Raw genomic sequence first — 26,635 nt, 5'->3', positions numbered from 1 at the left:
CTCCTGTTCTCAAGGAACCGGTCTATCAGTTTGCAGCCGCGGGGAAAACCATCTGCACCGTCAAGCCTCTGCCACCATCCCCCGCCGCCGGATCGGTATCAGCGAGACGCAGCGAACCGTGATGCATCTCCATGACCGCCTCGACCAAAGACAATCCGAGACCCGTGCCCGGCTTGGACCGGCTCTCGTCCAGGCGAACGAAGCGTTTCACTACCTCGTCATGCATTGCTGCCGGTATGCCGGGCCCGTGATCGGCGACGGACAACAGCACGTGCCCATCGCGCTTTTCCAGGGAGACCTTGATCAGCGGATTGTCCGCACCGTCGGCATATTTGATGGCGTTGTCGATGAGGTTGCCGAGCGCCTGGCCAACCAGTTCTCGGTTGCCGGAGATTGTGATGTTTTGCGCGATAGCGGCTTCCAGCGTCAGACCGACATCCTCCGCAACAGGCTCATAGAGCTCGACGCAATCGGCAACGATCTGCGAGAGATTGATCTCGCTCATCTCGGCGGCCGAAGAGCCGGCCTCGACGCGTGAAATCATCAGGAGCGCATTGAAGGTCCGGATCAACTGGTCGGATTCGCCGATGATCTCCTCGAGCGCGCCACGCTGGCTCGTGCCCTTGCGGGCGAGTGCTGCTTCGGCCTTGTTGCGCAGACGCGTCAGCGGCGTTTTCAGGTCGTGGGCGATGTTGTCGGAGACCTGGCGCAGACCTTCGTTCAGCTTCTCGATGCGGCCGAGCATCGCGTTCAGGCTTTCCGACAGCCGGTCGAACTCGTCGCCGGAGCCGCTCATCGGCAGGCGCTGCGAAAGATCGCCCGCCATGATCTTGGTGCTCGCCTCCGACATGCGGTCGATGCGCTTCAGGGCGTTGCGGCCGATGCCGAACCAGATGACAAGCGCGCCAAGCCCCATGACACCGAGCGCCACCATCAGCGCCTGACGCACCAAGGCACGAAACTTCTGCGGCTCCTGAAGGTCACGGCCGACGAGAATGCGCAGGCCATTGTCGAGCACCAGCACATGGGCGAGCGCCACATGGCTGTCCTTCTTCGTTTCGTCCGTATAACGCTGATAGGCAAAGGGGCGTTCGGTCCAGCCCTCGCTGTCGAGCAGTCCGGGCTCGAGGCTCGCGACGTTGCCTGCAAGGATCTCGCCGCTCGGCCCGGCGATAACATAGAGATTGGCGCCCGGCTGGCGCGCGCGCCGCTCGAGCGAGCGCAACAGGCCGTTCATGCCGGCCCGCGTGTAGACCTGCTCGATCTGCGTCACCTCCGCGGTGATGGCGTCACGGGTCTGCTGCTGCAGCAAGCGCTCCGACATGCCGGTGACATAGAAGACCAGAAAGGCCGCACAGAGTGAAAAGAGAATGAGATAAAGGGCGGAAAGCCGAACCGCGGTCGTTCTGAAGAGAACGCGAAGCTTGCTCATGCGGAGGCCCGGTCATCCTTGATCATGTAGCCGGCACCGCGCACGGTGCGCAGCAGCGGCACGTCAAAGTCCTTCTCGATCTTCGAACGCAGCCGCGACACATGCACGTCGATGACGTTGGTTTGCGGGTCGAAGTGATAGTCCCAGACATTTTCGAGCAGCATGGTACGGGTGACGACCTGGCCGGCATTCTTCATGAGATATTCGAGCAGGCGGAACTCGCGCGGCTGCAGCGGGATCTCCTTGCCCTGCCGGCGCACCGAATGCGATAGCCGGTCGAGTTCGAGATCGCCGACGCGGTAGACCATATCCTGCTCGGGCGTGCCCTTGCGGCGGCCCAGCACCTCGACACGCGCCAGCAGTTCGTTGAAGGCATAGGGTTTCGGCAGGTAGTCGTCGCCGCCGGCACGAAGGCCCGTGACACGGTCGTCGACCTGCCCGAGCGCGGAGAGGATCAGCACCGGTGTGTGGATGTCCTTGCGCCTGAGCTCGGCGATGACGGACAGGCCGTCGCGGCGCGGCAGCATGCGATCGACCACCAGAACGTCGTAGCTGTTCTCGCTGGCCATGAAGAGACCGCTCTCGCCGTCGCTGGCGTGGTCGGAAACGATACCCGCCTCACGGAAGGCCTTCGCCAGATAGGCTGCCGCCTCGAGATCGTCTTCAATGATAAGAATCTTCATACGCGCGACCATAGTCCCGGACCCCTGTCTGTCTCAACCGGTTTCGGCTTTCCGACAACCGGATTGGCGAGTGCCCTCGATCACGATGAAATTGGCCTGATCGACCCAAACTCATGGTGATCGTTACTCGTCGGTGAAAGCGGGATGCGGGCGGAACACCGCACACACATTTCTACTTCCCGCTCGAAACGGCGAGCGCCGCGAAATCACTTGGAAATCGCGGCGCTCCGGTCATTCATTTGACTGCCGCGATCAGCCCTGATCGATCGGGAGGGCCACGAAGCGGCTGCCGTTTTCGGCCTCGATCTGGAAGAGCGCCTTGCTACGGCCGTCCTTCTTGGCGGCGTTGATGACCTTCAGGATATCGTCGGCAGACTTCACTTCCTGATTGTTGACGGAGACGATCTTCTCGCCCGTCTTCAGGCCACGGTCGCTGGCATCGGAGTCCTCATCGACCGAAGCGATGGTGACGCCCTTGCCGTCATCGGACGGGACGACGGTGACGCCAAGGTCAGCCAGGGCCTGCTCGCTCGAAGGCTGCGTTTCTTCGGACTGGCTGTCCTGGCTCTTGGCGGCCTCCTTGTCATCCTTCGGCAGCGTGCCGATCTCCAGCTTGACACTTTCGGACTTGCCGTTGCGCCAGAGGCTCAGGTCAACGGTCGTGCCCGGGCGGATGGCAGCAACCTTGCGGGCAAGATCGCGCGGATCCTTGATCGTGTCGCCGTTCAGCGCGGTCACCACGTCGCCCTTCTTGATGCCGGCCTTTTCACCCGGCGAACCCGCCTGGGGTTCGACGACCAGCGCGCCGCTTGCTTCTGCAAGGCCGAGCGATTCAGCGATGTCCTTGGTGACGGGCTGGATCTGTACGCCCAGCCAGCCGCGGGAAACCGAACCGTCCTTGATCAGGTCGGTAACCACATCCTTGGCAACAGCCGCGGGGATCGCAAAGGCGATGCCGACATTGCCGCCCGACGGCGAGAAGATCGCGGTGTTGATGCCGACCACTTCGCCGGAGAGGTTGAAGGTCGGACCACCCGAGTTGCCGCGGTTCACGGCAGCGTCGACCTGCAGGTAATCGTCATAGGGGCCGGAGCCGATGTCGCGGCCACGGGCGGAGATGATGCCCGAGGTCACGGTTCCGCCGAGACCGAACGGGTTGCCGACCGCAACCACCCAGTCGCCGACGCGGACCTTGCTGTCGTCGGCCCAGCCGACATAGGTGAACTTGCGCTTGTCATCGACCTTGAGCACAGCGAGATCGGTGCGGCTGTCCTTGCCGATCAGCTTGGCATCGAGTTCGGTGCCGTCATTGAGGATGACGGTGAAGGCTGCGCCGTCGGAAACGACGTGGTTGTTGGTGACGAGGTAGCCGTCTTCGGAAATGAAGAAGCCCGAGCCCTGGGACGTCGGACGCAGGCGACCTTCGCCATGCGGGCCACGGCGACCCGGGCCGCCGCGCTCGCTATGGTCATCGCCGCGCGGGCCGAATTCCTTGAAGAAGCGCTTCAGCGGGTGATCGTCCGGCAGTTCGTCGAAGCCACGACCGCCGAAGCCAAAGGTGAAGTCGCTGCCATCTTCGGTAACCGGATTGACGCGCGACTGGACGCGAACCGAAACGACGGCGGGCGAGACCGCGTCGACGACATTGGCAAAGCTCGGCACCGAGGGCGCTTCCACCTTGACCGCTTCCGCAAAGGACTGGGAAACGCGCGCCGGCAGACCGGAGGTCAGCATGACGGCAGCAAGGCCGGCAACCGTCGAGGCCTTCAGAACGGTCGTGAGGGAGGGACGCAGGGATTTGGTCGTAATCATCCGTTTTGCCTTTTCTCTTCCTTGATGCCGTCAAAGACGGCACCGAAACCTGGTTGCGATGCCCGCCCCGAGGAGGGGCAGATCCCGTTTGGCTGACTGCAGCGCCACGCGTCGTCTTTGACGCGTAAAGGTCGCTGCAGCGTCCTGATGCCAGAGCATCTTGTCCGCTTTCCGTGAACCACCCGAAAGCAGGATGCCTGGAGGAACAGCCGATGACGAAAGATGTAACGGATGGGACCTTACTGAGTTCTGTCCGGAAGATGAATTTTTGGTAATGTTGCGGGAAGCGATGATAAAGGCATGGATCGCCGACCGACAGGCGACAACACGCGCCCTCACCTTTGGTCCCCGTCGCGGACAATCTTCAGCGATTTCAAAATATTATTAGGCCTGGGCGGCAACTGTCGTCGACCCGGCCGGACCGAGCATCAGGGCCGAAGCAGCTTCTTCAGCTTTTCCTTTTCATCCTCGGAGAGCGGCGTTCCCTTTGCTTGGGCGCCGCGACGGCGGGCCGCGACGACGAGGGTAATCGCCCCGACGAGAAGCAGGGCTGCGGGCATGCCCCACAGGATCAGCGTCTTCGTTTCGAAGCGCGGCTTCAGCAGCACGAATTCGCCGTAACGGGACACGACATAATCGATCACCGCCTCGTCACTGTCGCCGTTGGCCAGACGCTCGCGCACCAGAACCCTGAGGTCTTTGGCGAGTTCGGCATTGGAATCGTCGATCGACTGGTTCTGACAGACCATGCAGCGGAGCTCAGCCGAGATCGCCCGTGCCCGCGCTTCCAGTGCGGGGTCTGCCAACACCTCATCCGGGTTGACCGCGAAGGCCGAGCCAATCGGCAGGACGAACAGCAGGAGTGCCAGCAGCAGACGCATCATTCGGCAGCTCCCACAGGCACCGCCTTCGGCCGCTTGGCCCGCGCCGGCGCGCCCACCCGCAGGCGGCGGTCGCTCAAGGACACGAACCCGCCCGCCATCATGAACAGCGTTCCGCCCCAGATGCAGAGGATCATCGGCTTCCACCAGATGCGCACGACGATGCCGCCTTCGCCGATCTGGTCGCCGAGTGAAACGTAGAGCTGGCTGAGGCCGAAGGTGCGAATGCCGGCTTCCGTCGTCGGCATGCGGCGCGCCTGGTAGAGTCGCTTCGACGACCAGACCTCGGAGACGGCAACGCCGCGGCGACTGATGGTGAAGTGGCCGGATTCTTCCGTGTAGTTCGGGCCGCTGCCGTTGCGCATGCCGTCGAAGCGCAGGGTGTAACCACCGGCTTCGACCGTCATGCCTGGCTTCATCTCGACGACGGTCTCGGTTTCGAAGGCCGTAACGGCGACGATGCCGATCAGGGTGACGCCGAGGCCGATATGGGCGAGCGCCGTACCGAAGGCCGAGCGCGGCAGGCCGGTGAAGCGCCGCCAGGCGACATTACCTGCAACCTTGCCGAGGCCGGAGCGCAACGCGATATCCGTCACGGAACCCACAATCAGGTAGACCCCGAGAGCAATGCCGAAGAGCGCCAGCACCGGGCCGCCATTCATCGCGTAATAGTAGCCTGTGCCGAAGACGAGACCGATCGCGACCGCAGCGAAGAGCCGCTGGGAGACGCCGACGATGTCACCGCGCTTCCAGGCAAGCAAGGGACCGAACGGCACGGCGAAGAGCAGCGGCAGCATCAGGAGACCGAAGGTCATGTTGAAGAACGGCGGACCGACGGAGATCTTGTCGCCGGTGAGCGCCTCCAGCACCAGCGGATAGAGCGTACCGGTCAGGACTGTCGCCGCTGCCGTCGTCAGGATGAGGTTGTTGAAGACCAGCGAACCCTCGCGCGAAATCGGCGCGAATATGCCGCCGGCTTTCAGGTGCGAGGCACGCAAGGCGAAGAGTGCGAAGGCGCCACCGATGAAGAAGACGAGGATGGCGAGAATGAAAATGCCGCGGGTCGGATCCGTGGCGAAGGCATGAACCGAGGTCAGCACGCCCGAACGGACGAGGAAGGTGCCAAGCAGCGACAGCGAGAAGGTCATGATCGCGAGCAGCACGGTCCAGATCTTCAGCGCCTCGCGCTTCTCCATGACCAGAGCCGAATGCAGAAGGGCGGTGCCCGCGAGCCAGGGCATGAAGGAGGCATTTTCCACCGGGTCCCAGAACCACCAGCCGCCCCAGCCGAGTTCGTAATAGGCCCAGTAGGATCCCATGGAAATGCCGGCAGTAAGGAAGGTCCAGGCGGCAAGCGTCCACGGGCGGACCCAACGCGCCCAGGCAGCATCGATCCGGCCCTCGATCAGCGCGGCGATCGCAAAGGAGAAACAGACGGAGAAGCCGACATAACCGAGATAGAGCAGCGGCGGATGAATGGCGAGACCGACGTCCTGCAGGATCGGATTCAGGTCCTTGCCCTCACCCGGCGCCGGGACCAGCCGCGCGAACGGGTTGGACGTCAAGAGAATGAAGAGGGCAAAGGCCATGGCGATCCAGGCCTGCACGGCGAGCACGTTCGCCTTCAGCGTCTCCGGCAGGTTGCGCCCGAAGGCTGCCACCAGCGCCGAGAAGAATGTCAGGATCAACAGCCACAGCAGCATCGAGCCTTCGTGGTTCCCCCAGACGCCCGAGATCTTGTAGATCAGCGGCTTCAGCGAATGGGAGTTCTCCCAGACGTTGCGGACCGAGAAGTCCGAAGTCACATAGGCGAAGGTGAGCACCGTGAACGCGAAGGCGACCAGCAGAAAACAGGCGACCGCCGCGCTCGACGCCAGCTCCATCAAGCCGCGATCATTCAGCCGCGCACCGAGGATCGGCAAAGCGGCCTGGATGACCGCCGTCGCCAATGCCAGGACCAGCGCGTAATGTCCGAGCTCGATGATCATTTAATGGTTTCCTTCCCGCTGAGCTCAACGCCCTGGGCCTTCAAGCGGTCGGCGACATCCTTGGGCATATAGGTCTCGTCATGCTTGGCGAGAACCGTATCCGCCACGAAGACCGAGCTCCCTTGAACGAAGGCTCCCTCCGTCACCACGCCTTGCCCCTCGCGGAACAGGTCGGGCAGGATGCCCGTGTAGGTTACCGGCACGCCGGCAAGCGTGTCGGTGACGGTGAAGGTGACGGTCTTGCCGTCGCCGCGCTTTACCGATCCCCCTTCGACCACGCCGCCGAGGCGGATGCGCGTGCCCGGCGACAAGTTAGCCTTGGCGAGATCGCTCGGCACGTAGAAATAGGCGATCGCCTGACTGAAGGCGAACATCACCAGAAAGGCTGCGAGAACGAGGAAGCCGACACCGCCGCCGATGATCGCCAGTCTTTTTTGTTTGCGCGTCATTGCGTCACTCCATCGGTCGCAATACCGAGTTCACGAGCAAGCGCCAGGAGCTGCTTGCCCCCGTCGCCATCGGCCGGGAAGGTCTTCAGGCTCTCCTTTAGCGCTGCCGCCGCCTTGTCTCGTTGATCAAGGACAACGTGGGAGCGGATCAGCCGCGCCCAGCCTTCGAGGTTGTCAGGGTTTTCCTTGAGGCGGCTTTCAAGGCTTTCGACCATGCCGCGGATCATTTCCTGCCGATCACCGCTGCTCATGTTCTCCGCGGCCGCGACATCCTCGGCGCTGGGATTGCCGGGTGCTGCAGCGCTGCCGGCGGCACCCGTCAACTCGGCCACATGCTGCTTGACCAGCGGCAGCCAGGGCGCATCGGCAGGCGACGTCGCCACCAGCCTGTTGAAGGCGGTCAGCGCCTCGTCCTTCTTGCCTTCCTGCTTGAGGCCGAGGGCAAGGTAGAATTCGGAGCGCGGGTCATTGGGGTCGAGCGTCAGTGCCTGCTGGAGTGCCTCCTGGGCCTTCGTTGTCACGAGACCATCGGACTGCACAACGAGCGCCTCCGCGTATCCGCCGAGGCGCGCCGGTGTCGGCCCGAGCAAGCGGATCGCCCGGTCATAGGCATCAACCGCTTCCTCGATACGGCCGTTGCGCATGTAGATCGGCGCGAGCAGATCCCAGCCGGCGCCATCATTCGGGTTCACCGCAAGGTGGTTTTCAGCCTTGGCGATCAGGACGTTGATGTCGCCATTGGGATCGGCAAGGCGAGCAGCAAGCGGCTGCGCCGGCACGCCCGGGCTACCCGTCAGCAAGTAAAGACAGAGGCCGACAGCGGGAAGACAGAGCAGCACGAAGGCCTGGGCCAGACGATTGGCGCCGCGCCGCGGCGAAACGGCGGGCGTCACATCGCGGTCGCTCTCGCCGGCTGCCAGCAATCTGCGTGCCACCTCGGCCCGCGCAAGCTCGGCGTCATCGCTTGCGATCAGGCCGCTGTCCTGATCGCGCTTCAGTTCGTCGAGCTGGTCGCGATAGACCTCGATGTCATGGCTGTGGGGAGACGAAGGGGCTTCCCCTGCCCGCATCAACGGCAGGATCAGCACGACGGCAACGGCCGCCGTCAAAATGGCGACGAGGATCCAGAACAACATGGACGCTCAATACTATGAGGCCCATGCCATTCCAACTCGAAAACCCGCCATGACGGAGATTTGAGGCGTTTCGCCGCAACAGCCGCCTGGTAACTCTCGGACGCCCGAGAAGGCCCGCGCTCAGGTCAGCGGCGTCCAGCTGCCATCGGGATTGCGGCAGGCTGCGCCGCGTGCCGTCTTCGTCTGGCTCTTGATCGTCACTGTATGGCTGTACTGGCGGCAGTTCTGCGATCCGACCTGATAGGGTGCAGCCGCAACGACGGAGCCGCTGACGCCGCGTCCGTCCCAGGTCACCGGCTGGCCGCCCGGCGCTGCCTCGAGTGCGCGATACTCCGCCTCGAGCGCCCGCTGGCGGTCGGACGAACCGATATCGAGATCGGCAAGGCGACCGATCACTCCGCCCTGAAGCGCGGCGATGTAGGTCGTCGAGGACATCCGAGTGGCGGTCGAGCCAAGGCCGGCGACAGCACCCTTGCCGTCCGCGGTCGTGCCGCAACCGGCAAGAGCCACGGCCGACGCGATCACTGCGATCCTACCGCCAACGACAAAAGTCCGTGTCATTTCTGCCTGGTTCCTCATGATCCGCGACACTCAACCATTCCTGTCCGAAGCCGTATTCGTGAACCCCGTGCATTCGGGTGAAATGACGACTTGTCCTTGATTTTCTTTTGGCATTCCCCGCTTGCCGAGGCAACGGCGCGCCCTGCCGCTGTGACATTTTCGAGCACGGGTGTGACACCTTGATCACGAAAGCCCGCACACCTTCCTCATCGCGCCCTAGGCCGCGGCCGGCAACAGGAGCTGGGCACGCAGTCCCCCCTCGTCCCGCCGCGACAGCGTAATACTGCCCTGGTATTCCCGCACGATTTCGCTGACGATCGAGAGCCCGAGCCCGGTTCCAGGCTTGCTTTCGTCAAGCCGCTTGCCGCGCTTCATCGCCAGCGCGATCTGGTCGGGATTGAGCCCCGGGCCATCGTCATCGATGTCGAGCACGATCCACTGTCTGCCGGGCTCCTTCGCATGAAGCTCGCTCGGCGCCGGCCGCACGTTCAGCCACACTTCGCCACGGGCGTGGCGGGCAGCGTTTTCAAGCAGGTTGCCGACAGTTTCCTCGACATCCTGCAATTCCATCGCAAGCACCAATGCCGGCGGATTGATCGACAGGTGAACATGCTTTTCCGGGTTGAGCTTGCGCATCACTCGAACGAGACGTTCGAGCGCCGGCTGTGCCTCGGTCCTCGCCAGGACGGACTCCCGCTGCGCCGCGATCCGCGCGCGGCTGAGATAGGATTGTACCTGCGTCTGCATCGCATCGACTTGGTTCCGCACCAGGTCACCATGCGGCGCATCGAGCACGCGGGCTTCGTTGAGCAGAACGGCGATCGGCGTCTTCAACGAATGCGCAAGGTTGCCGACCTGCATGCGGGCACGCTCGACGATACGGCGGTTGCTGTCGATGAGCGCGTTCACTTCGTTGGCCAGCGGCTGGACCTCGCGCGGGAAGGCCCCATCAAGCCGCTCGCTCTCACCGGTGCGGATCTTCTCCAGCGAGCGACGGACCTGATCGAGTGGGCGCAGACCGAAGAGAATGGTGAGCGCGTTCACGCCAAGTCCGCCGAGACCGAAGATGGAGAGCGCAATGGTCAGGTTACGGGTGAAGCGATTGATGTCAGCCTCGAGCACATCACGGTTGCCGGCAACGCGAAAGCGCGCGGTGTGGCCCTGGATGTCGAGCACGACCTCGGTCTCGGAGACCTCGACCTCGTTACCGAAAGGATCCTTGGTGGTGTAGAAGCGGACATAGCCGGTGTCGAACGGAACCTCATCGACGCTGGCGATCGGCAGCTTGCCGTTGCCGAGAGACGTCGAGATCAGGGGTGGCGTGTTGAATTCGCCGATCGGATCGACGATCCAGTACCAGCCGGTCTGCGGCTGCGAAAAGCGGAGATCGCCAAGCTGCGGACTACCTGAAAGCACCGTCTTCTCATTGACGGAAATCGAGTTGACGACGTTGAAAAGCTGCGCGCGCAGCAGGTCCTTGAAGCCGCGCTCGGAGCCCTGGCGGTAGAGTTCGGAAATAACCACACCGATCACGACCAGGGCGACGACGGCCCAGACGGTGGAAACCGCCAATACGCGGGCTGTGAGCGATCTAATTGCCATTGCCCGGAGCTTGCATTCGGTATCCGAGACCGCGCACCGTTTCGATCAGATCGTTGCCGATCTTCTTGCGCAGCCGGCCGATGAACACTTCGATCGTATTGGAATCGCGATCGAAGTCCTGATCGTACATATGTTCGACCAGTTCCGTGCGCGAAACGACCTGACCCATGTGGTGCATGAGATAGGAGAGCAGCCGGAACTCATGCGACGTCAGCTTGAGTGCCACGCCATCCACGGTTGCCTTGGAACCCTTGGTGTCGAGGCGCACCGGGCCGCAGACGATCTCCGAGCTTGCATGCCCGGCAGCACGGCGGATCAGGGCGCGAATGCGGGCGAGAACCTCTTCGACATGGAAGGGCTTCGCGACATAGTCGTCGGCGCCGGCATCGATGCCCGCGACCTTATCGCTCCAGCGATCGCGCGCCGTCAGGATCAGGACCGGCATGGTCTTGCCGTCGCCGCGCCACTTCTCCAGCACCGTGATGCCGTCCATCTCCGGCAGGCCGATATCGAGGATCACGGCATCGTATGGCTCGGCATCGCCGAGATAATGCCCCTCCTCGCCGTCGTAGGCCTGGTCGACGACGTAGCCGGCCTCCTTCAGCACCTCGGCGAGCTGCCGGTTCAGGTTGGCGTCGTCCTCGACAATCAGAATGCGCATTCGTCCCTACTTCCTCTCGCGGCCATTCCCGCTGCATGCTTCGGCTCAATCCTAGCCGATTTCACGATAGAAGCATGCAGGCTTTCAAAGCGCCACAGCGACCTTTGCGCCGGACAAGACGCACGGCGCCACAGGGATGGCTTACATCGGCACCTTGACGGTCACCTTTTTCGGTCGCCCGCCATTACCGGGAACGAGCACCGTGATCACACACTGGCCGTCGGACGTCGGCTGCGCCGACAGCAACTCGCCGCCGGTGTCAGCGACCACCTGTGCAGCGGCCGCACTGCAATCGCCGGACACGCGGACGACATTATCCGACGGCACGCTGATCGCAGGCAGGCTGAAGCCCGAGAGGCCTGCAGCAAGCGCGGCTATGATCACTGGTGAAGACATGAACGCACTTTCAACTTGGGAAGCATCATGGCAGAAGCAATAACCGAACGAGGCTGAATGGCAAATGAATGTCGGCCTTCCGACCCGCCGGGCGCCCATCGGGGAACCCATCGACCTCACCGGAAATCCGACCCTAGATTGCAGCGATTCCATTCCCGACGGAACCCGGTTCAAGGCTGCAATCGCCACTTCATGCGGCAGTTTCGCCTCGAGGGGCGCCGTGAGGATATGGCCCCATGCTCGCCGGCATTGCTCGCGGCAGGCGGAAATCAGCCTTTTGTTAAGCATGTTCCGCTAGGATTGAGAGGTCGGCAAGGCTCTCGCGTCGCGACGCGCAAGTATCCGCCATATCCTGAACGCTGAGATATCACATCAAGCAGGAAGCGATTCGCGATTCCTTTGAATCCCTTGGCGGCGATCGTTCAAAAGTTGGGTCACCATCCTGCAAGGTTGATTCAAGATGATCGCATTTCGATTCTGGCAGCCGGACTAAACCACTGACACGCTTCGATTTCATCACCACGGTTTTCCCACCGAGGGCGCGAGCGTCCCTCGCGTTCGGCACATGCATCAGGTGCAGAACAGCACCAAAATTGGCGTGCGCGCGGCAGAAAAGACGTCCGCAAAATTACTTCAAAAGAACGCCTAATTTTGACGTATCGACACCTGCATGCACGCGCACCGACGGACGGCTGTGGATCAACGGAAAATTAATCGATTTAAATATTTTTTAATCGTTTAAATGATTTAAGCCACTGATTTACAAAGCCTTTACGATATGAAATTGTCCGCCGCGTGAAACGTCATGAAACCGTCATAGGCCCGGAGGATCGGATGCAGACGCTAGCGAACAACCAGCCCGCATCTCAGCAGTCCAAAGTACCGCAATCGCTGCTCGACCGTTTCGAAAACGAATGGCGTGCCATGCGCGCTGCCGGCGAAAACGCCCCGAAGCCGATCCAACCGGCCGAGTAAAGCCGTCGGTGGCGAGCTGGTTCTCGCCACCACCATCCCAAGCTATGCAAGACGCAACACGAAGTTGAACCTTGGGTGTCAGGCTAGACCGCATCCTGCAACCGCTATGTTGCGTCGTTGCGCAAACGGATAGGGGTCGTGGCAGAAGCTGCGGCCCTTGAATATTTGTGGCTATTTTCAGCCTTTTGGCCATTCGGAAAAACCATGTTACTCTTTCGGTATGCTGACCGAAGAGATTGAAAAACTCGCGCTAAGCTTGCCGGGAACGGAGGAGAACGCGCATTTCGGCACACGGGACTTCCGCGTGGGCAAGCGCATTTTCATGAGCTTGCCGGAGGCCGGTCGCGCGGTCTTCAAGCTCACGCCTGACCAGCAACGCATGCTCCTGGAAATGGAGCCTGGGGTCTGCGCCGCCGTGCCCGGCGGCTGGGGCGATCGTGGCTGGACCTCATTCTACTTCGTCGAAGCGGACGAAGGCCTCGTCCGTCAATCGATGGAAACCGCTTGGCGCAACGTCGCGCCGAAAAACCTCGTCAAGAAGAACGGCGGCAGCCACTAGGCTGCCTCAATAGGAAGTGGATTTCCGGCTCCTGCGGCGCCAGCGCAAGTCGATCCCAACCGCCAGCCAATCCCCTCTTATTCCACGCTCTCCTGCCCCACTTCCAACGGCCAGGTGACGAGATAATCTTCATAATCTTCGATATCGACGTCATCCTCGGCGACGGTGCGGCCACGCACCGAAATGCCGGCAGCATGAACCGTTTCCGGATCGCCCGATATCAGCGGGTGCCACCAATAGAGATCACGCCCCTCGGCTACGAGGCGATAACCGCAGGTCGGCGGCAGCCAGGTGATCTCGCGCACAGCCTTGGGCGTCAGCTGGATGCAGTCGGGCACCGTCGCCTGCCGGTTTTCATAGTCCCTGCAGCGACAGCTCTCGCCATCGAGAAGCGTGCAACGGATCGAGGTCCAGGCGATCTCGCCGGTATCCCAATCCTCCAGCTTGTTCAGACAACAGAGCCCGCAGCCGTCGCAGAGGCTTTCCCACTCCGTATTGCTCATGTCCTCAAGGCTCTTCGCCTTCCAGAAAGGCATTTCGCCCATCGTCATCACACTTTCGTCAAATAGCCCGCGATAGAGAAATTTCGCAGAAAATTGCCGGTTTTTTAAGGCCGCCGGCGCGATATGCAAGTAGATTGGAATTTGACGCCGTGCAAATATTACACGGCGCCGGCATGATGCCGCAGAGCCTTCAGGACGTTGAGACGTGCGGGAACCGAGGAAAGACGATAACCGGCCGAAAAAACGGCACATCTTTCTCAGGATCGATTCCTGGATCGATTCCACGGTCTGGAATGCCGGCTTCAAACTGGCGCAATGGTGGGAAGACACCACCATCTTCTTCCGCCGGTTCCGTGTCACTGGCTGGAAAAGGGTCGTCTTCGAGGTGCTCGGCGAAGGCATGACCTGGGGTACCGTCGGCTCGGTGCTGATGCTGGCCCTGGCGCTTCCGGCCTTCGAGGAGACCAAGGGCAACTGGCGCGCCCAGAGCGACTTCGCCGTCACCTTCCTCGACCGCTACGGCAACGAAATCGGCCACCGCGGCATCATTCACGAAGATTCCGTACCGATCGACGAGCTGCCCGACCATCTGATCAAGGCGGTGCTCGCGACCGAAGACCGTCGCTTCTTCGACCATTGGGGCATCGATTTCCTCGGCCTTGCCCGTGCGATGACCGAGAATGCCCGCGCCGGTGGCGTCGTCCAGGGCGGCTCGACGCTGACGCAGCAGCTTGCCAAGAATCTCTTCCTGTCGAACGAACGCACGATCGAGCGCAAGATCAAGGAGGCCTTCCTGGCGGTCTGGCTCGAATGCAACCTGTCGAAGAAGGAAATCCTCCGGCTCTATCTCGACCGCGCCTATATGGGCGGCGGCACATTCGGGGCGGCTGCGGCCGCGCAGTTCTATTTCGGCAAGTCGATCACCGATGTGAACCTTGCGGAGTCGGCGATGCTCGCCGGGCTCTTCAAGGCGCCGGCCCGCTACGCGCCACACGTCAACCTACCGGCCGCGCGCGGACGCGCCAACGAGGTTCTGACCAACCTCGTCCAGGGCGGGCTGATGACCGAGGGCCAGGTGATCGCCGCACGCCTCAATCCCGCCAGCGTTATCGACCGCGCCCAGGTAAAGGCACCCGACTTCTTCCTCGATTGGGCCTTTGACGAGGTCCAGCGTATCGCTCGCCCCTTTGCGCAGCATTCGCTGATCGTACGCACGACGATCGACATGGGCCTGCAGAACGCCGCCGAGGACTCGGTGGAATCGAGCCTGCGCCAATATGGCGAGAGCTTCCATGTGAAGCAGGGCGCCATTGTCATGATCGAGAATGGCGGTGCGGTGCGGGCCATGGTCGGCGGCCGGGACTATGGCGAGAGCCAGTTCAACCGCGCGACCCGCGCCCTGCGGCAGCCGGGCTCCTCCTTCAAGGTCTACACCTACGCTGCGGCGATGGAGAAGGGCATGACGCCGGAAACGGTCGTCGTCGATGCGCCGATCACCTGGCGTGGCTGGTCGCCGCAGAATTACGGCCGGAGCTATGCCGGGCGCATCACGATCCTGACGGCGATCGCCAAGTCGATCAACACCATCCCCGTGCGCCTCGCCAAGGACAAGCTCGGCACCGATCTGATCGCTCAGACCGCCAAGGCGATGGGTATCGAGACGCCACTCCGCACCGACAAGACCATGCCGCTCGGAACATCGGAAGTCACCGTGCTCGATCAGGCGACGGCTTACGCGGTGTTCCCGGCGGGCGGTGTGCAGTCGCGCCGTCACGGCATCAGCCAGATCCTCAACTATGACGGCGATATCCTCTACGACTTTGGTCGCGACGAACCGCCAGCGCGGCGCGTGCTTTCGGAAGCTGCGAATACGTCGATGAATTCGATGCTGACGCAGATCCCGATCATCGGTACCGCGCGCAAGGCCGCCCTCGACAACGGCATCGTCGTCGGCGGCAAGACCGGCACGACGCAGGCCTATCGCGACGCCTGGTTCGTCGGCTTCACCGGCGACTATACGACCGCCGTCTGGTTCGGTAACGACGACTACACCTCGACCAACAACATGACCGGCGGCTCGCTGCCGGCGATGACGTTCAAACGGCTGATGGACTATGCCGAGCAAGGCATCGAGCACCGCGCGATCCCCGGTGTAGTCGCGCCGACGGCGCCAGCGCAGCAGCCGCAGGTCGCGACGGTAAAGCCGGATGAGAACGCCCTGCCGCCACTCGTCCGTCCTCGCTCGCTGTCGGCCGAGGTTACCCGCCTGCTGCGCACGATCGGCGAGACCTTTGAAAAGGCACCGGCCCTGAAAGCGCCGGAGGGCGGCGGCAAGCTCGCCGCCCTCGGGACTACCGAAGAAAAACGCTCCGGACAGACGGATCCCAATGCCGCCAGCAACTGAAATCTCCCGCTCAGATCTGCAGCAGCGATCTCGACAGGGAGCCACACGCGCCGCGTCGGCGGCCGTTGCACCGGTCGCCGATTTCGGCGAGATATGGGGGCAGACCCATATTGCCCCGCCGCAGAACGATTTCCGATAGAGCCGCCCTTGTTCCGAATCCCCTTCCTCGTCGCCCTCGCTCTTGCCATCGCCTTCGGCGGCGGCATTGCCTCGGCCGTGTGGGCGCTAAAGGCGACCGTCGGCTTCGGTTCGATCGCGATCGGCCCGTGGGTCGCCTTCCCGGAGGCGCAGACGATCAATGCCGATCCCTATGCCAAGGCGCATAGGGCGCGCGCCGGAGAACTTCTTTACGGCGGCGCCGAAGGACTGATGTTCAGCGCGCAGACCGACGACAAGGGCCAGAAGCTCCAGGCTTCCTGCTCCTATGACGTCACGGGGCTGACGCCACAGGCCCGCTTCTGGACGCTCTATGCGGCCAATGCCGACGGCTTGCCGTTGCGTCCCGGCTCCGACCTGCCCTCTGCCGTCAATTCCTGGACGGTGCTGCGCAGCGAAAACAGCAATTTCACCATCCATGTGTCGCCGAACGCCCAGCCGGACAATTGGCTGGCCTTGCGCCATTCAGGCACCTTCCGACTGGTTCTGACATTGCTCGACACGCCGACGGCAGGTTCCTCGGGGCTGCTCGACCTCGCCATGCCAACCATCACCAGGACCGGGTGCGGCGATGCGTAAGGTTCTCTTCGCCACGGTCCTCGGCCTTGTCGGCGCCGCCTTGCTGCACATCATTATCATTCTGGCGCTGCCGCAGTTTACCGGCCGTGACGCCTATACGCGGGTGCTGGGACTGCTGGAGATGGACAGCTTCTTCGCGCTGACGAGCACACCGGGGCCGACGGGCCTTGCCAATGACGACCCCTATCTCAGGACGGCCGTTTGCAGCTTCTCGATCTCGGACGGACCGGCGCGCTTCCTCGCCAGCGGCAATGTGCCGTTCTGGTCGCTTGCGGTCTTCGACAGCAATTCGAACGAAGTCTTCAGCATGAACGACCACACGGCGGTCAACGGCAAGCTCGATCTTGTCGTCGCGACGCCGATTCAACTGGTGGAACTGCGCAAGTCGCCGCCGGAGGCGCTGGCGCAATCAATCATGGTGGAGATGAAGGAACAGGACGGCTATGCCGTTCTGAGAGCGATGGCGCCGGTCGACAGTTTCGAGGAGCAGGTCCGCAACTTCCTTGCGGAATCAAGCTGCGAGCCATTTCGGCGCTAAGTGCTGCGGCGTGAGGCGGCCTACCGCTCAGTCGCGGATAGCCAAAGCAAAGACTGCGTTCAGTGCAAGAATGATGGTGAAGGGGCCCTGATGTTTCGGGCCAAGGACACGCGCCCGGCCATCGCCGGTCGTCGACGCGGGAAATCGGACGCTACTGCTTCTTGATCCGGCGTCCATCCGGTGCCGTCGGCTGCGGGTCGCGGTCGAGGCGCTCGTAGCGGATGCCGGTGAACAGAAGCACCTTGGCTCCGCTCGATATGGCCGGTGGTCTACGCGGCGGTACGCGAACCTTTCGGTCCTGAATTCTGATCACGTCTGCCATGCTCGTCTCCACAAAGTCTTGAGACGGATGAACTACCGTACAGATTTCACCCTGCCCTCTCGGGCCAGCGCATTTTTCCAGGCTTGCCTGGACAGGCGCGCTTTTCTCGTTTGCTCCTTCTTCCGGTCGCCCGGATGTTGCTCTTCTGGTTCACACGACGCAGCCCGATGATAACGGGTCCGCCCCGATTGAGCCATAGGCTGGTTAACAGAATGCTAATACACCGCTGCCGCACCAACCTGGATTCATTATCGCGCCAGACGAACCCTCGAGATGTATCCGAGGTAACAATCCGGAGCGGCATCAAACCGCAGTCAGCGTCGCGATATCAGACCAAGCAGGAACGACACACCGGCAACCGCCACCAGCGTCGACAAGGGCTCCTCGCGTACCCGCTCGCGAACGCGTTCCGCCATCAATTCCGCCTCCCCCTGAACAACCGCCCTCGTACCGCTCCCGATGGCCGAGACAGCTTCGGTCAGTCGAGCGATTTCCGCCCGCAGTTCAGCGATCTGAACCTCAACCTCGGCACGCGCTTGCACCTGCGAAACGTTTTCGCCGACTTTCTGCACGGCCTCCAGTTTCTTTTCCACCATTGCAACGCTCCCTTGTCTGCGCGGTCTCAACGCTCCGGATGGCGTTTGGTTCCGCCTGAGACCACAGAAACCGGGCTGTCAAATGCAAACGGGCGGCCCGCGCCGCCCGTTTTCCTATTCAATGGATAGCGCCGAAGCACGGCGCTTCACGTCAATCTTCGCAGTCTGGATCGTCGAACTCGCACCGAACAAACGGCGCCGGGCGGGCGCCTTCGTAGATGCCGCCATCGTCCTGGCGAACGCGCACGCTCTCGCTGCGACGTTCCCATTCGCGACGTTCTTCACGCACCGTCCGCTCGCGGTTCCATTCGCTCTCGCGGCTCCGCCACTCCTCTTCACGCTGGCCGGTTTCCCAGTCGCGGCGGTCGCGCTCGCGCTGCCGTTCCCAGTAGCGACGATCCCGGCTGTCATCGACCCAATCCGGTCCCCGGCGCCACCGATCGCGCTCACGATAGAAATCGCGGCCACGGTAGTTGCGATCCCAATAGCTGTCGAATTGGAAGACGACCGTCGGAATGCCGAGCGGGCGATAATAGCGGGGTTCGACATAGACGCGATTGCGGCGATAGTCGGCCTGGACGTAACGCCCGGCAACCCAGCCGCGCCCACCATAGAACGAGACATCGCACCACGGCAGATCCGCAAGGCATCCGTGAATTTCGACGGATTCGCCGACCGGGATCAGCGATACCGCCGGATAGCGGGTGCTCGGACCAGAGCGCATGTTGACATTGGCAGTGGCAAAGCCTTCCGCGGCTTCGGCGATCGCCGGGGCCGCAAGCAGCGCGCAGAGCGCTGCTGCGCGCAGGATAAATTTCTTCACAGTTCCATATCTCCCATGGAGAGGCCCCTCTTCACTTGGCCTCCAGGCGTCGGCGGGCGTCCGGAGCCCTTGACCGTCGCCGCGATAACTCGTGACCGCATGTGGATTTTTTATGGCTAATTCCGCGAATGTCCCCGAGAATGCGGGGCCAAACGGGCAATCTGTCGGCCTTGCCGGGCGCCACACATGTGCCGCAAGCCTGAATAAAGCTCCAACATCCATAGTTAACAGTACGCTAACGCTTTTCTTCTAATTTTTGCGACGTGTGCCTTTCCGGATCACCGGAAACGGCGATCATGTTTTGCGTGCAGGGAATTACCGTGACGGATCGCTTTCGTGAGTTGGAAAGACCACAGACCGGCCGCTTGAAGGACGTCGTCCTGATGGCGACGGTCACCGGTTTCGAAAGCCTGCGTATCCCCGGCAAGTCCGACATGAAGCAGTTTGCCGAACTGTTCGAGCCGCTTTTCCTCGGTTCCAGCAACGAAGCCCGCCGCCAGGCGGCGGCAGCCCTTTCCCAATGTCCACAGGTCCCGGAGCCAGTCGCCGCGCTGATCGGCGGCATGCCGATTTCCATTGCTGCGATTTTTCTGACCCGCTCGAAGGCGATAACCGACCGCACCCTCATCGCGGTCATCCGCGACCGCGGGCCGGAACATGCCGCGGCGATCGCGCGCCGCCCGAACCTCTCTCCCCTTGTCGTCGATGCCCTGGTCGAGCACCACAATCCGCCCGGGCTCGCCGCGCGCAGCAGCGCAGCAAGGCAGGCGGTGGCCGAGCGAAGGAACCCGGAGGCCGAAGCCGCTTCAGTGCGCGCGGCCCGCGAAGAAGCGCTGCGACACGAGATCAAGACGCTGGCACGAGCGGGGTCACGCAGCACCACACCGACGGCCTCAACCGATGCGATCGGCGACGTGCATGCGGCGCTGCTGGTGCGCTTTGCCCGCAGCGGCGAGATCATCCTGTTCTCACGCGTCCTCGGCCAGGCACTCGGCACCAAGGACGCGCAAGTCGAACGCATCCTGCTCGACATCTCCGGACAACGGCTCGCGACGAGTCTCGTCGCGCTCGATGTCGAGACATCCGATGCTGGCTTCGTGCTCAAGGCGCTATATCCGCATCTTCGCGAGCCCTTCGGCGAGACGACCCATGCCGAAGCGCTGATCGGCGCCATGAACCGCGCCGCCTGCCGCGAACAGCTCGACGCCTGGATCGAGGCGGAGGCAGGGGAATCGACCCCGGCTGCAAGGCACGAAGCATACTTCGCTGAAAATCCCGCCAACGATGCGCGGCAGATCGGCCCTCGCAGGATCGCAGCGGCCGCCGGCAATGTGCAGCCACAGCGACTTTTCGGGCGGCGACGCGGATAGGCGCAGAAATCTCTCATCTTGCGCGCCGCCTTGACGCGGCATCCTCCCCGTATCGGGAACGCGCTCGGCATTAGCTCGTCAGGGCCGGCTTGCGCCATCCTGCGGAACGACCTCGAACAGATCGCCATGATCGTCCAACTCGATTTCCACGATCCAGCAATCCGGATCGAAGCGGATCTCGCTCGCAAGGGCCGCATCGACCCTTTCCGCGTCGCTGTCGCGCAACCTCACTTCGAACTTGCGACCGGGATCGACTTCGGCGGCGAAGAAATTCTGCGGTGCCGGGGCAAAGAGCGTCTCGGTGCCGAGCCGCGTTCGCTGGCGGATGAAGATTGCGCCGGCCTCCTCCGCTCCCTTGCGCAGCACGGCCGCATAGCCGCCGAGCGAAAACGCGCGGCGCAAGAGGGACGAGACGAAGATGTGAGACTTCAAGCGCATGGAAGGCTGATACACGCGCCGGCTGGCGCAGGCAAATCGGCGGCGTGGTCAAACCCGACCATCGATCAGAGTGCACCGATTTCCTTGAGCTTTTTCAAGACCTGCGCATTCGGCTCTCCGGTCTGCGGCAGGCGATAGTGTTTTTCAAAGTGGCGAATCGCTGCCCGCGTCTGCTCTCCGGCGACGCCATCGACCGCAACATCCGCATAGGCGAGGTTGCTCAGCCCCTTCTGGATGTTCAGCACCAGGTCGCTCGAAACCGGGATTTCGGCACGCGGAATGAAATTACCGTCCTTCTCGGAGGAACGAATGGCGGCAGCGACCGGATCGATCTCCACGCCGTTGCCCTTCGCCTCGGCGAGAGGTCTTCCCGCCGGCATGACCTGAGCAGCCTTGTCGCTCGATGCGGCCCGCAGCGCCTGCAACAATTCGGTGCTGGCCAAGCCCGTCTCGGCGCGGCCCGCCTGTGCTTCGAAGCGCACGATCGCGGCCGCCGTCCGCGGGCCGGTGCGCCCGTCCGGTGCGCCGTCGTAAAATCCGATCCGGTTCAATTCCTTCTGGATGTCGGCAATGAGCTTCGAGGTCGCGCCAGCGGGCACGCTTGCCACGCGCTCGGGCGACGGCTTGTCCGCCGGAAGATCTGCCGAAGCAGCGGCAATCACGTCCTCGACATTGTCCGCCTTGGCCTCGCCCTCGCGTTCGATGACGAAGGTGGTCACGTTACGCTGCTCGACCTCCTCACCCTTGGCGATGGCGATCCGCTGCGCGGTTTCGGCACTGACGAGCGGCACGCGGGTGCGCAGGAGCGGCGACGGGTGCACGCCGTGCTGGTACCACATGGCATTGGCGGCAACGAAGGAAAACACGACCAGGAAGGCGGCCGAGCCGCCAGAGACAAGCGGATGACGCGCCATCAGGCGGCCGGCAAATCCAACACCCTGTCCGGCAAGAGCCAGCCCGCGCACGGCCAGGCCGGGCGCACGCCGCGCGGCCTTCTTCCGTTCAGGCTGTTTTCGCTTGCGCGGCGCCATATCCCCGTTCCTCGTTCAAACCACCGTCTTCGGGCCGCCCTCCTTCGGCAGCCGGCCTCATCTCTCCATCGCGCAGGCGCGGCGGAAACTCCACCGTTACTGACGAACGCTGCTCCTGGTGTTCGACAACGGCGATGCCGGAGCCATCGCGCGGTATCGTCACGACGATGACAGTCCCCTCGCCCTCGCGGCTGCGAATCATCAGGTCGCCACCATGAAGCGCAACGAGGCCCTTGACCAGCGAAAGGCCGAGGCCGGTGCCTTCGTAGCGGCGGGTATAGTCGTTCTGGATCTGGACAAAAGGTTGACCGAGCAGCTCCAGCTTGTCGGCGGCAATACCGATGCCGGTGTCGCTGACCGAGAGCTTCAGCATCGCACCATCCACTTCGGCGTCGATCGTTACGACACCGCCATGGTCCGTGAACTTCACGGCGTTGCCGATCAGGTTGATGAGAACCTGCTGGAAGGCGCGCTGATCGGCATTGATTTCGCCGATGCCGCGGGTGACGCGGCTTACGAGCTTGACGCCCTTTTCGGCGGCCTGATGCGACAGCATCGCCTCGCAGGCGGCAACCGCCTCGGCTACGCGGAAGGGCTCGGGCAGGAGTTCATAGCGCCCCGCCTCGATCTTGCTCATGTCGAGCATGGTGTTGACGACGGAGAGCAGATGCTCGCCCGACTTGTGGATGAGGCCTACATATTCGCGCTGGCGATCGTTCTCGAGTTTGCCGAAATATTCGCCGGCCAACACGTCGGAGAAACCGAGGATGGCGTTGAGCGGCGTGCGCAGTTCGTGGCTGACAGCAGCGAGGAAACGTGTCTTGGCATCATTCGCAGACTCCGCCTCGGCCGTCCGGGCAGCGGCCTCGGCGCGCAGACCGGCCTCCTGGGAGACATCACGCGACTGGGCAAGGATCCCCGTCAAGTTGCCATCGCGATCACGTAGCGGCGCCAGTTCACAGGACATGTAGACGAACTGTTCGCCTTCAATCGGCAATGTCCGTCGTTCGATACGGATATCGACTGTCGCCCGGTCGCCGCCCTGGCGAAGGATGTCGATCGCGCTCAGGAAGGTGATGCGGTCGGAGACGTGAATCTGCTCGATGAAGCCGCGGCCTGCGGGGTCGCGCATCAACGTCAGGTGCTCGGCTGCATCGCGCCCATGCACGGAGAGAACGTTGCCGCGCAGGTCATGCACCGTCACGATACCCGCAAATAGGTCATAGGCGGCCGAGAGGTCCGGGAGAGCGGGATCGGACGGAGCCGGCGCTCCAGCGTGCGGCGCCCGACCGCGGGCGATCGCAAAGGCTGCCGCCAGCAGCGAGGCGGAAGCCCAAAGGGCGGTGCCGAGCGGCAGGGCCGAGGACGCGGGCATGGCGAGCGACAGGGCGAGCGGCACCACCGGCAGCGTCGTCAACGAGACGCTTGCAACGGCACGCAGACGTTTCGTATCGCGGCGTCCGGCGAGCGAAGAAGCTTCACGACGGGGCAGCCACAGGGCCGCGACTTCGTCCACGCGGGACGCCCATCTGCCAGCCATGTTACGCAATACGCTCACGCTTTACCCTGCTACATTTGTTGTTCTTGCGAGGCTGGCGCGACCGATTTTCCCTACCTGGGAACCGCGATTCAGACTGCCTCGTGACATGTCGGAATCTCGCATCCCCGGCTTAATGAAAGAATAAACGCGCCCGTGCCGGAACGGTGCGAAAGGGCTGAAAAATCCCGTTTTGAAGCAAATCGGGCGACCTTCATTTCTTGTGGTTAACGGGGCGTAAGCAACGGATTTCTGTGCATTTTCTGGACACCGTTAACGATTGTGGCACCCCCACCTGAACGCCATTGCCGACGCTCCCGGGCTTCGCGCCAACAGGTCTGCCACGAACCTTAACGGCGAAAGCTAAAATGCGACGCAAATGCGCGGCAAAGCAGCCGACGGCGGCATTTCATTAAAATTTGAAGCAAATGCCGCTCGATTTTGAAAAGCCGTCTTGTGATTCCCGTCCTAGTGTCGGTGTCAACAAAGGGCTGACGCTGCATCGAAGGCAGCAGGTTCCCCGAGGAAACGACGGCAGCGTGAACGGGTATCAGGGGATACGACGGCGCTGCGGGATGCCGAAGGCGCAAAAGCCGGCTAGAAGACTGGCGAGCTCAGGCAACTGAACAAAGGATGGGCAGAACATGTGGTTTCTCATCAAGGCGACATTCTGGTTTTCGCTGGTGCTGGTGCTGCTGCCGTTCCTCGACCCGTCGAGCTCGCAGAAGCTGGAGCATGCGCCCAAAGTCGAGCTTGGCGACACCTTCGCCGCCGCCAATGAGGCTTTCCAATACATCAGCGCCATCTGCACCCAGAAGCCTGAGATCTGCGAGAAGGGTGCCGAGACCTTCGTCGCCCTCGGCCATCGGGCTCGCGAAGGTGCACGGATCGCCTATGAATTCCTGGACACCCAGTTTGCCGAAACCGATGCCCAACCCGATGCAAAGGTGACGACCGGCACGGTCGCACCGGCGATGACCGGCACGGTAAAGCCGCAGGCCGATCTGGCCGCTTCGGCCACCGAGGTCAGCACGATCGACGCAGAGCCTGTCTTCAAGCGCACGCCGGTTCCGGAAAAGCGCCTCGATCCCAAGGCCGCGATCATCCAGTAATCACGCCAGGCCCTCGGTCGGGGCCGGCGGGCCGCCATTCACCCATTCGCAACTTAACTGCCTGACTTGCCGCCCTGTCGTGGCCGCCGCGAGGATCCCATCCCCTCGCGGCGTTTTCTTTTTGCCGGCGCAACCTTTGATCGCTCCCGAGCCAGCCACGCACAAGCCGTGGCTGATTAGGTCCGCCGCACGGCAAGCGGAGGCACCCGATGCAGATCTATGGGCTTTTTTCGAATGCGGGCGTGAGGCGGCCGGCGACGTCCGGCATTTCGACCGCCGGCGAAGGCAAGAGCCCGGCATCGGCCGCATTGCTTCTCGGCACCGGCGAAGGCACGGCCAACCGCGCCGCCGCGGTCAAGAAGAAGATCGACGAGATCAAGGAGCAGCTTCGCATGCTCCGCTTCTTTGCATCGGATCCGGAAACGCTTGCGAGGCTCGCCAAGCAGCTGGCCCAGCAACTCGGCACGGCCGCGCAGCAATTGGCCGGCGCAGGCGGTACCAAAGAGGCAGACGGTGTCGCATCCGCCGCGGCCGCGGCTGCCCTGGCAGAGGCCGGCAATGCGCAGACGGAAGGTGCTGCGACAGGCGACGATGCCGTTGCTCCCTCCGAGTCGGCAAACTTCGCCGAGCGCGCCTATCGCGAGTTCAGCGACGAAGATCGCGAGTCCGGCTCCACCATGAAAGTGGTCGCCGAACTCAAATCGGTTGCCGAACAGGTAAAGCAACTGTTGCGAAGGGCCGAGCAGGAATTGCGCAACGATGGATCTGCCCGTGACGCTGACGATGCGCGCGCGGCCGGCCATGTCCTGTCGGCCGCCATCGGCAAACTCGGCGGGATCGACGCAAGCGCCGGAAATGCCTTCACCTTTCCGTCAAGCGTTTCGATCTGACGCGCCTGCGAAATGTACCGATGCCCAGGACAACTGCTATTGATGGTTCTCATTGGCCTTTCGATCCCCTATATGAGGGCTGAAAGCCTGCGTGCCCGAGAGTAAAGGGCATGGCAGGGACGAACCTCGTTCGCGGCAAGGGCCGGCGGGGGTATAATATTCCGATAACTGGACCCGGATCATGACGACGCTTGAGCAGATCATCGACGATTTCGCCTTCCTCGACGAGTGGGAGGATCGCTATCGCTACGTGATCGAACTCGGCAAGGCGCTGCCGGAGATGCCTGAGGCCAAGCGGACCCAGGAAAACAAGGTTCAGGGCTGCGCCAGCCAGGTCTGGCTCGTCACCCAGACGACGGGCGATCCGGAGGACCCTGTCCTGACTTTCGAAGGTGAATCGGATGCGCATATCGTGCGCGGCCTTGTCGCGATCGCGCTCGCCATCTTTTCCGGCAAACATGCCTCGGAGATCGCCGAGATCGATGCCATCGATACCTTCGGCAAGATCGGCCTGATCGAGCATCTCTCGACGCAGCGCGCCAACGGCCTGCGCTCGATGATCCGCCGCATCAAGAACGAAGCGGAGCTTCGGCTGGCCGCCTGACACACGGTCAGGACCACCGCCGCCGACAGCACAAAACACAAGAGCCGGACGCTCAGGCCCGGCCCTTTGTGATCAAACCAAATACCGTCAGGCAATCGCAGCAAACAGCCGCAATGCTTCACCGGACGGTTGAAGCCTACTTGCCGCGGCGCTTGCGGCGCTGGCCGAGGCCCATTTCCTTGGCGAGGCGCGAGCGTGCTTCCGCATAGGCGGGCGCGACCATCGGGTAGTCGGTCGGCAGGTCCCACTTCTCGCGATATTCTTCCGGCGACAGATTGTGGTGGGTCATCAGGTGGCGCTTCAGCGACTTGAAGGTGCCGCCGCATTCAAGGCAGGTGATCTGGTCGTCCTGGACGGACTTGCGAACCGACACGGCCGGCTTCGGCTTTTCAACCGGGATGACGACCGGTGCCGGCGCCGCGGTGTTGTTGAGGGCCGAGTGCACGTCTGCGATCAGCGTGGGAAGCTCGGCGACGGGAACCACATGATTGCTGACGTAGGCGGCAACGATTTCCGCCGTCAGTTCAACCAGAAGTTCATGGCTCGCGCCAAGCGCTGTTTCAGTCATTTCTTTCTCCTATCGGACTTCAGCACAAC

The 26,635-nt window shown here is 62.7% G+C and carries 28 protein-coding genes; 9 read left to right on the top strand and 19 right to left on the bottom strand.

All coding sequences use genetic code 11. The annotated features are described in order from the left end of the window. Nucleotides 1-25 precede the first annotated feature (25 nt). From QM996_RS03825 to QM996_RS03775, 11 genes are all read right to left on the bottom strand, one after another. Complete coding sequence (locus QM996_RS03825) at nucleotides 26-1,432, bottom strand: sensor histidine kinase (RefSeq protein ID WP_500269367.1); 1,407 nt, start codon at nucleotides 1,430-1,432, stop codon at nucleotides 26-28. Then, the gene (locus tag QM996_RS03820; RefSeq protein WP_500269366.1) at nucleotides 1,429-2,127 is read right to left on the bottom strand and encodes a response regulator transcription factor; all 699 of its coding nucleotides are present in this window, start codon (nucleotides 2,125-2,127) and stop codon (nucleotides 1,429-1,431) included. Before QM996_RS03820 ends, QM996_RS03825 begins: the two co-directional genes overlap by 4 nt. 240 nt (nucleotides 2,128-2,367) lie before the next feature. Next, nucleotides 2,368-3,927, bottom strand: coding sequence for a Do family serine endopeptidase (locus QM996_RS03815; RefSeq protein WP_500269365.1), 1,560 nt, complete (start codon nucleotides 3,925-3,927; stop codon nucleotides 2,368-2,370). 428 nt (nucleotides 3,928-4,355) lie between these two features. Further along, nucleotides 4,356-4,811 (bottom strand): cytochrome c-type biogenesis protein, encoded by a 456-nt coding sequence (locus QM996_RS03810; protein ID WP_500269364.1) that lies wholly within the window; start codon nucleotides 4,809-4,811, stop codon nucleotides 4,356-4,358. Next, on the bottom strand, nucleotides 4,808-6,796 hold the full coding sequence (locus QM996_RS03805; protein WP_500269363.1) for a heme lyase CcmF/NrfE family subunit: 1,989 nt from the start codon (nucleotides 6,794-6,796) through the stop codon (nucleotides 4,808-4,810). Before QM996_RS03805 ends, QM996_RS03810 begins: the two co-directional genes overlap by 4 nt. Beyond that, entirely contained in the window at nucleotides 6,793-7,245 is a 453-nt protein-coding gene (gene ccmE / locus QM996_RS03800) for a cytochrome c maturation protein CcmE (RefSeq protein ID WP_173515960.1), read from the bottom strand. The genes QM996_RS03805 and ccmE overlap by 4 nt, the downstream gene beginning before the upstream one ends. Then, the gene (ccmI, locus tag QM996_RS03795; RefSeq protein ID WP_500269362.1) at nucleotides 7,242-8,381 is read right to left on the bottom strand and encodes a c-type cytochrome biogenesis protein CcmI; all 1,140 of its coding nucleotides are present in this window, start codon (nucleotides 8,379-8,381) and stop codon (nucleotides 7,242-7,244) included. The genes ccmE and ccmI overlap by 4 nt, the downstream gene beginning before the upstream one ends. Before the next feature lie 120 nt (nucleotides 8,382-8,501). Then, a complete protein-coding gene (locus QM996_RS03790) occupies nucleotides 8,502-8,942 on the bottom strand; it encodes an RT0821/Lpp0805 family surface protein (RefSeq protein WP_500269361.1) in 441 nt (146 codons plus the stop codon). A gap of 216 nt (nucleotides 8,943-9,158) precedes the next feature. Further along, the gene (locus QM996_RS03785) at nucleotides 9,159-10,544 is read right to left on the bottom strand and encodes a sensor histidine kinase (protein ID WP_500269360.1); all 1,386 of its coding nucleotides are present in this window, start codon (nucleotides 10,542-10,544) and stop codon (nucleotides 9,159-9,161) included. Then, entirely contained in the window at nucleotides 10,534-11,205 is a 672-nt protein-coding gene (gene feuP, locus QM996_RS03780) for a two-component system response regulator FeuP (protein WP_034789361.1), read from the bottom strand. Before feuP ends, QM996_RS03785 begins: the two co-directional genes overlap by 11 nt. 141 nt (nucleotides 11,206-11,346) lie before the next feature. Next, entirely contained in the window at nucleotides 11,347-11,601 is a 255-nt protein-coding gene (locus tag QM996_RS03775) for a hypothetical protein (protein WP_500269359.1), read from the bottom strand. 834 nt (nucleotides 11,602-12,435) lie between these two features. On the opposite strand from QM996_RS03775, the gene QM996_RS03770 reads away from it, so the two are divergent. Further along, nucleotides 12,436-12,576: a hypothetical protein gene (locus QM996_RS03770; RefSeq protein WP_500269358.1), complete on the top strand. Its 141-nt coding sequence runs from the start codon at nucleotides 12,436-12,438 to the stop codon at nucleotides 12,574-12,576. Between the two features lie 220 nt (nucleotides 12,577-12,796). Next, entirely contained in the window at nucleotides 12,797-13,135 is a 339-nt protein-coding gene (locus QM996_RS03765; RefSeq protein WP_500269357.1) for an MmcQ/YjbR family DNA-binding protein, read from the top strand. A gap of 77 nt (nucleotides 13,136-13,212) precedes the next feature. Here the strand turns inward: QM996_RS03765 and QM996_RS03760 are convergent, their stop codons facing one another. Further along, nucleotides 13,213-13,680, bottom strand: a complete 468-nt coding sequence (locus QM996_RS03760; protein WP_500270248.1) for a YcgN family cysteine cluster protein — start codon at nucleotides 13,678-13,680, stop codon at nucleotides 13,213-13,215. Nucleotides 13,681-13,843: 163 nt separating this feature from the next. Here QM996_RS03760 and QM996_RS03755 point away from each other — a divergent pair, with 163 nt between their 5' ends. The 3 genes from QM996_RS03755 (at nucleotide 13,844) to QM996_RS03745 (ending at nucleotide 17,315) form a co-directional block, all read left to right on the top strand. Beyond that, nucleotides 13,844-16,042 carry a transglycosylase domain-containing protein gene (locus QM996_RS03755; protein ID WP_500269356.1) on the top strand — a complete coding sequence of 733 codons (2,199 nt, stop codon included), beginning with the start codon at nucleotides 13,844-13,846 and terminating at the stop codon, nucleotides 16,040-16,042. Nucleotides 16,043-16,189: 147 nt separating this feature from the next. After that, the gene (locus QM996_RS03750; RefSeq protein WP_500269355.1) at nucleotides 16,190-16,777 is read left to right on the top strand and encodes a DUF1214 domain-containing protein; all 588 of its coding nucleotides are present in this window, start codon (nucleotides 16,190-16,192) and stop codon (nucleotides 16,775-16,777) included. After that, nucleotides 16,770-17,315 carry a DUF1254 domain-containing protein gene (locus tag QM996_RS03745; RefSeq protein ID WP_500269354.1) on the top strand — a complete coding sequence of 182 codons (546 nt, stop codon included), beginning with the start codon at nucleotides 16,770-16,772 and terminating at the stop codon, nucleotides 17,313-17,315. Before QM996_RS03750 ends, QM996_RS03745 begins: the two co-directional genes overlap by 8 nt. 151 nt (nucleotides 17,316-17,466) lie before the next feature. Here QM996_RS03745 and QM996_RS03740 read toward each other — a convergent pair whose 3' ends face one another. From QM996_RS03740 to QM996_RS03730, 3 genes are all read right to left on the bottom strand, one after another. Next, on the bottom strand, nucleotides 17,467-17,637 hold the full coding sequence (locus QM996_RS03740) for a hypothetical protein (protein ID WP_173515953.1): 171 nt from the start codon (nucleotides 17,635-17,637) through the stop codon (nucleotides 17,467-17,469). 314 nt (nucleotides 17,638-17,951) lie between these two features. Next, a complete protein-coding gene (locus QM996_RS03735; RefSeq protein WP_500269353.1) occupies nucleotides 17,952-18,233 on the bottom strand; it encodes a hypothetical protein in 282 nt (93 codons plus the stop codon). 151 nt (nucleotides 18,234-18,384) lie between these two features. Further along, the gene (locus QM996_RS03730) at nucleotides 18,385-19,056 is read right to left on the bottom strand and encodes an SH3 domain-containing protein (RefSeq protein ID WP_500269352.1); all 672 of its coding nucleotides are present in this window, start codon (nucleotides 19,054-19,056) and stop codon (nucleotides 18,385-18,387) included. 296 nt (nucleotides 19,057-19,352) lie between these two features. Between QM996_RS03730 and QM996_RS03725 the strand changes: the two genes are divergently transcribed. Next, on the top strand, nucleotides 19,353-20,426 hold the full coding sequence (locus QM996_RS03725) for a DUF2336 domain-containing protein (RefSeq protein WP_500269351.1): 1,074 nt from the start codon (nucleotides 19,353-19,355) through the stop codon (nucleotides 20,424-20,426). Nucleotides 20,427-20,504: 78 nt separating this feature from the next. On the opposite strand, the gene QM996_RS03720 is transcribed toward QM996_RS03725, so the two are convergent. The 3 genes from QM996_RS03720 to QM996_RS03710 all read right to left on the bottom strand — a co-directional run bounded on the left by QM996_RS03720 (nucleotide 20,505) and on the right by QM996_RS03710 (nucleotide 23,435). Beyond that, a complete protein-coding gene (locus QM996_RS03720) occupies nucleotides 20,505-20,864 on the bottom strand; it encodes a DUF1491 family protein (protein WP_500269350.1) in 360 nt (119 codons plus the stop codon). A 65-nt stretch (nucleotides 20,865-20,929) separates the two neighbouring features. Beyond that, nucleotides 20,930-21,895 (bottom strand): peptidoglycan-binding domain-containing protein, encoded by a 966-nt coding sequence (locus tag QM996_RS03715; protein ID WP_500269349.1) that lies wholly within the window; start codon nucleotides 21,893-21,895, stop codon nucleotides 20,930-20,932. Further along, nucleotides 21,867-23,435, bottom strand: coding sequence for a sensor histidine kinase (locus QM996_RS03710; protein WP_500270247.1), 1,569 nt, complete (start codon nucleotides 23,433-23,435; stop codon nucleotides 21,867-21,869). The genes QM996_RS03715 and QM996_RS03710 overlap by 29 nt, the downstream gene beginning before the upstream one ends. A gap of 641 nt (nucleotides 23,436-24,076) precedes the next feature. Between QM996_RS03710 and QM996_RS03705 the strand changes: the two genes are divergently transcribed. The 3 genes from QM996_RS03705 (at nucleotide 24,077) to QM996_RS03695 (ending at nucleotide 26,038) form a co-directional block, all read left to right on the top strand. Beyond that, nucleotides 24,077-24,544 (top strand): DUF5330 domain-containing protein, encoded by a 468-nt coding sequence (locus tag QM996_RS03705; protein ID WP_500269348.1) that lies wholly within the window; start codon nucleotides 24,077-24,079, stop codon nucleotides 24,542-24,544. 209 nt (nucleotides 24,545-24,753) lie between these two features. Beyond that, on the top strand, nucleotides 24,754-25,434 hold the full coding sequence (locus QM996_RS03700) for a hypothetical protein (protein ID WP_500269347.1): 681 nt from the start codon (nucleotides 24,754-24,756) through the stop codon (nucleotides 25,432-25,434). A gap of 181 nt (nucleotides 25,435-25,615) precedes the next feature. After that, nucleotides 25,616-26,038 (top strand): SufE family protein, encoded by a 423-nt coding sequence (locus tag QM996_RS03695; RefSeq protein WP_173515945.1) that lies wholly within the window; start codon nucleotides 25,616-25,618, stop codon nucleotides 26,036-26,038. A 136-nt stretch (nucleotides 26,039-26,174) separates the two neighbouring features. Here QM996_RS03695 and mucR read toward each other — a convergent pair whose 3' ends face one another. Next, entirely contained in the window at nucleotides 26,175-26,606 is a 432-nt protein-coding gene (mucR, locus tag QM996_RS03690; RefSeq protein ID WP_043620098.1) for an exopolysaccharide biosynthesis transcriptional regulator MucR, read from the bottom strand. Nucleotides 26,607-26,635 lie beyond the last annotated feature (29 nt).

Source organism: Sinorhizobium chiapasense, assembly GCF_045277575.1.
GTDB lineage: Bacteria > Pseudomonadota > Alphaproteobacteria > Rhizobiales > Rhizobiaceae > Ensifer > Ensifer chiapasense_A.
The sequence above is the reverse complement of the archived record's forward strand: the minus strand, read 5'-3'. Positions and strand labels throughout refer to the sequence as shown.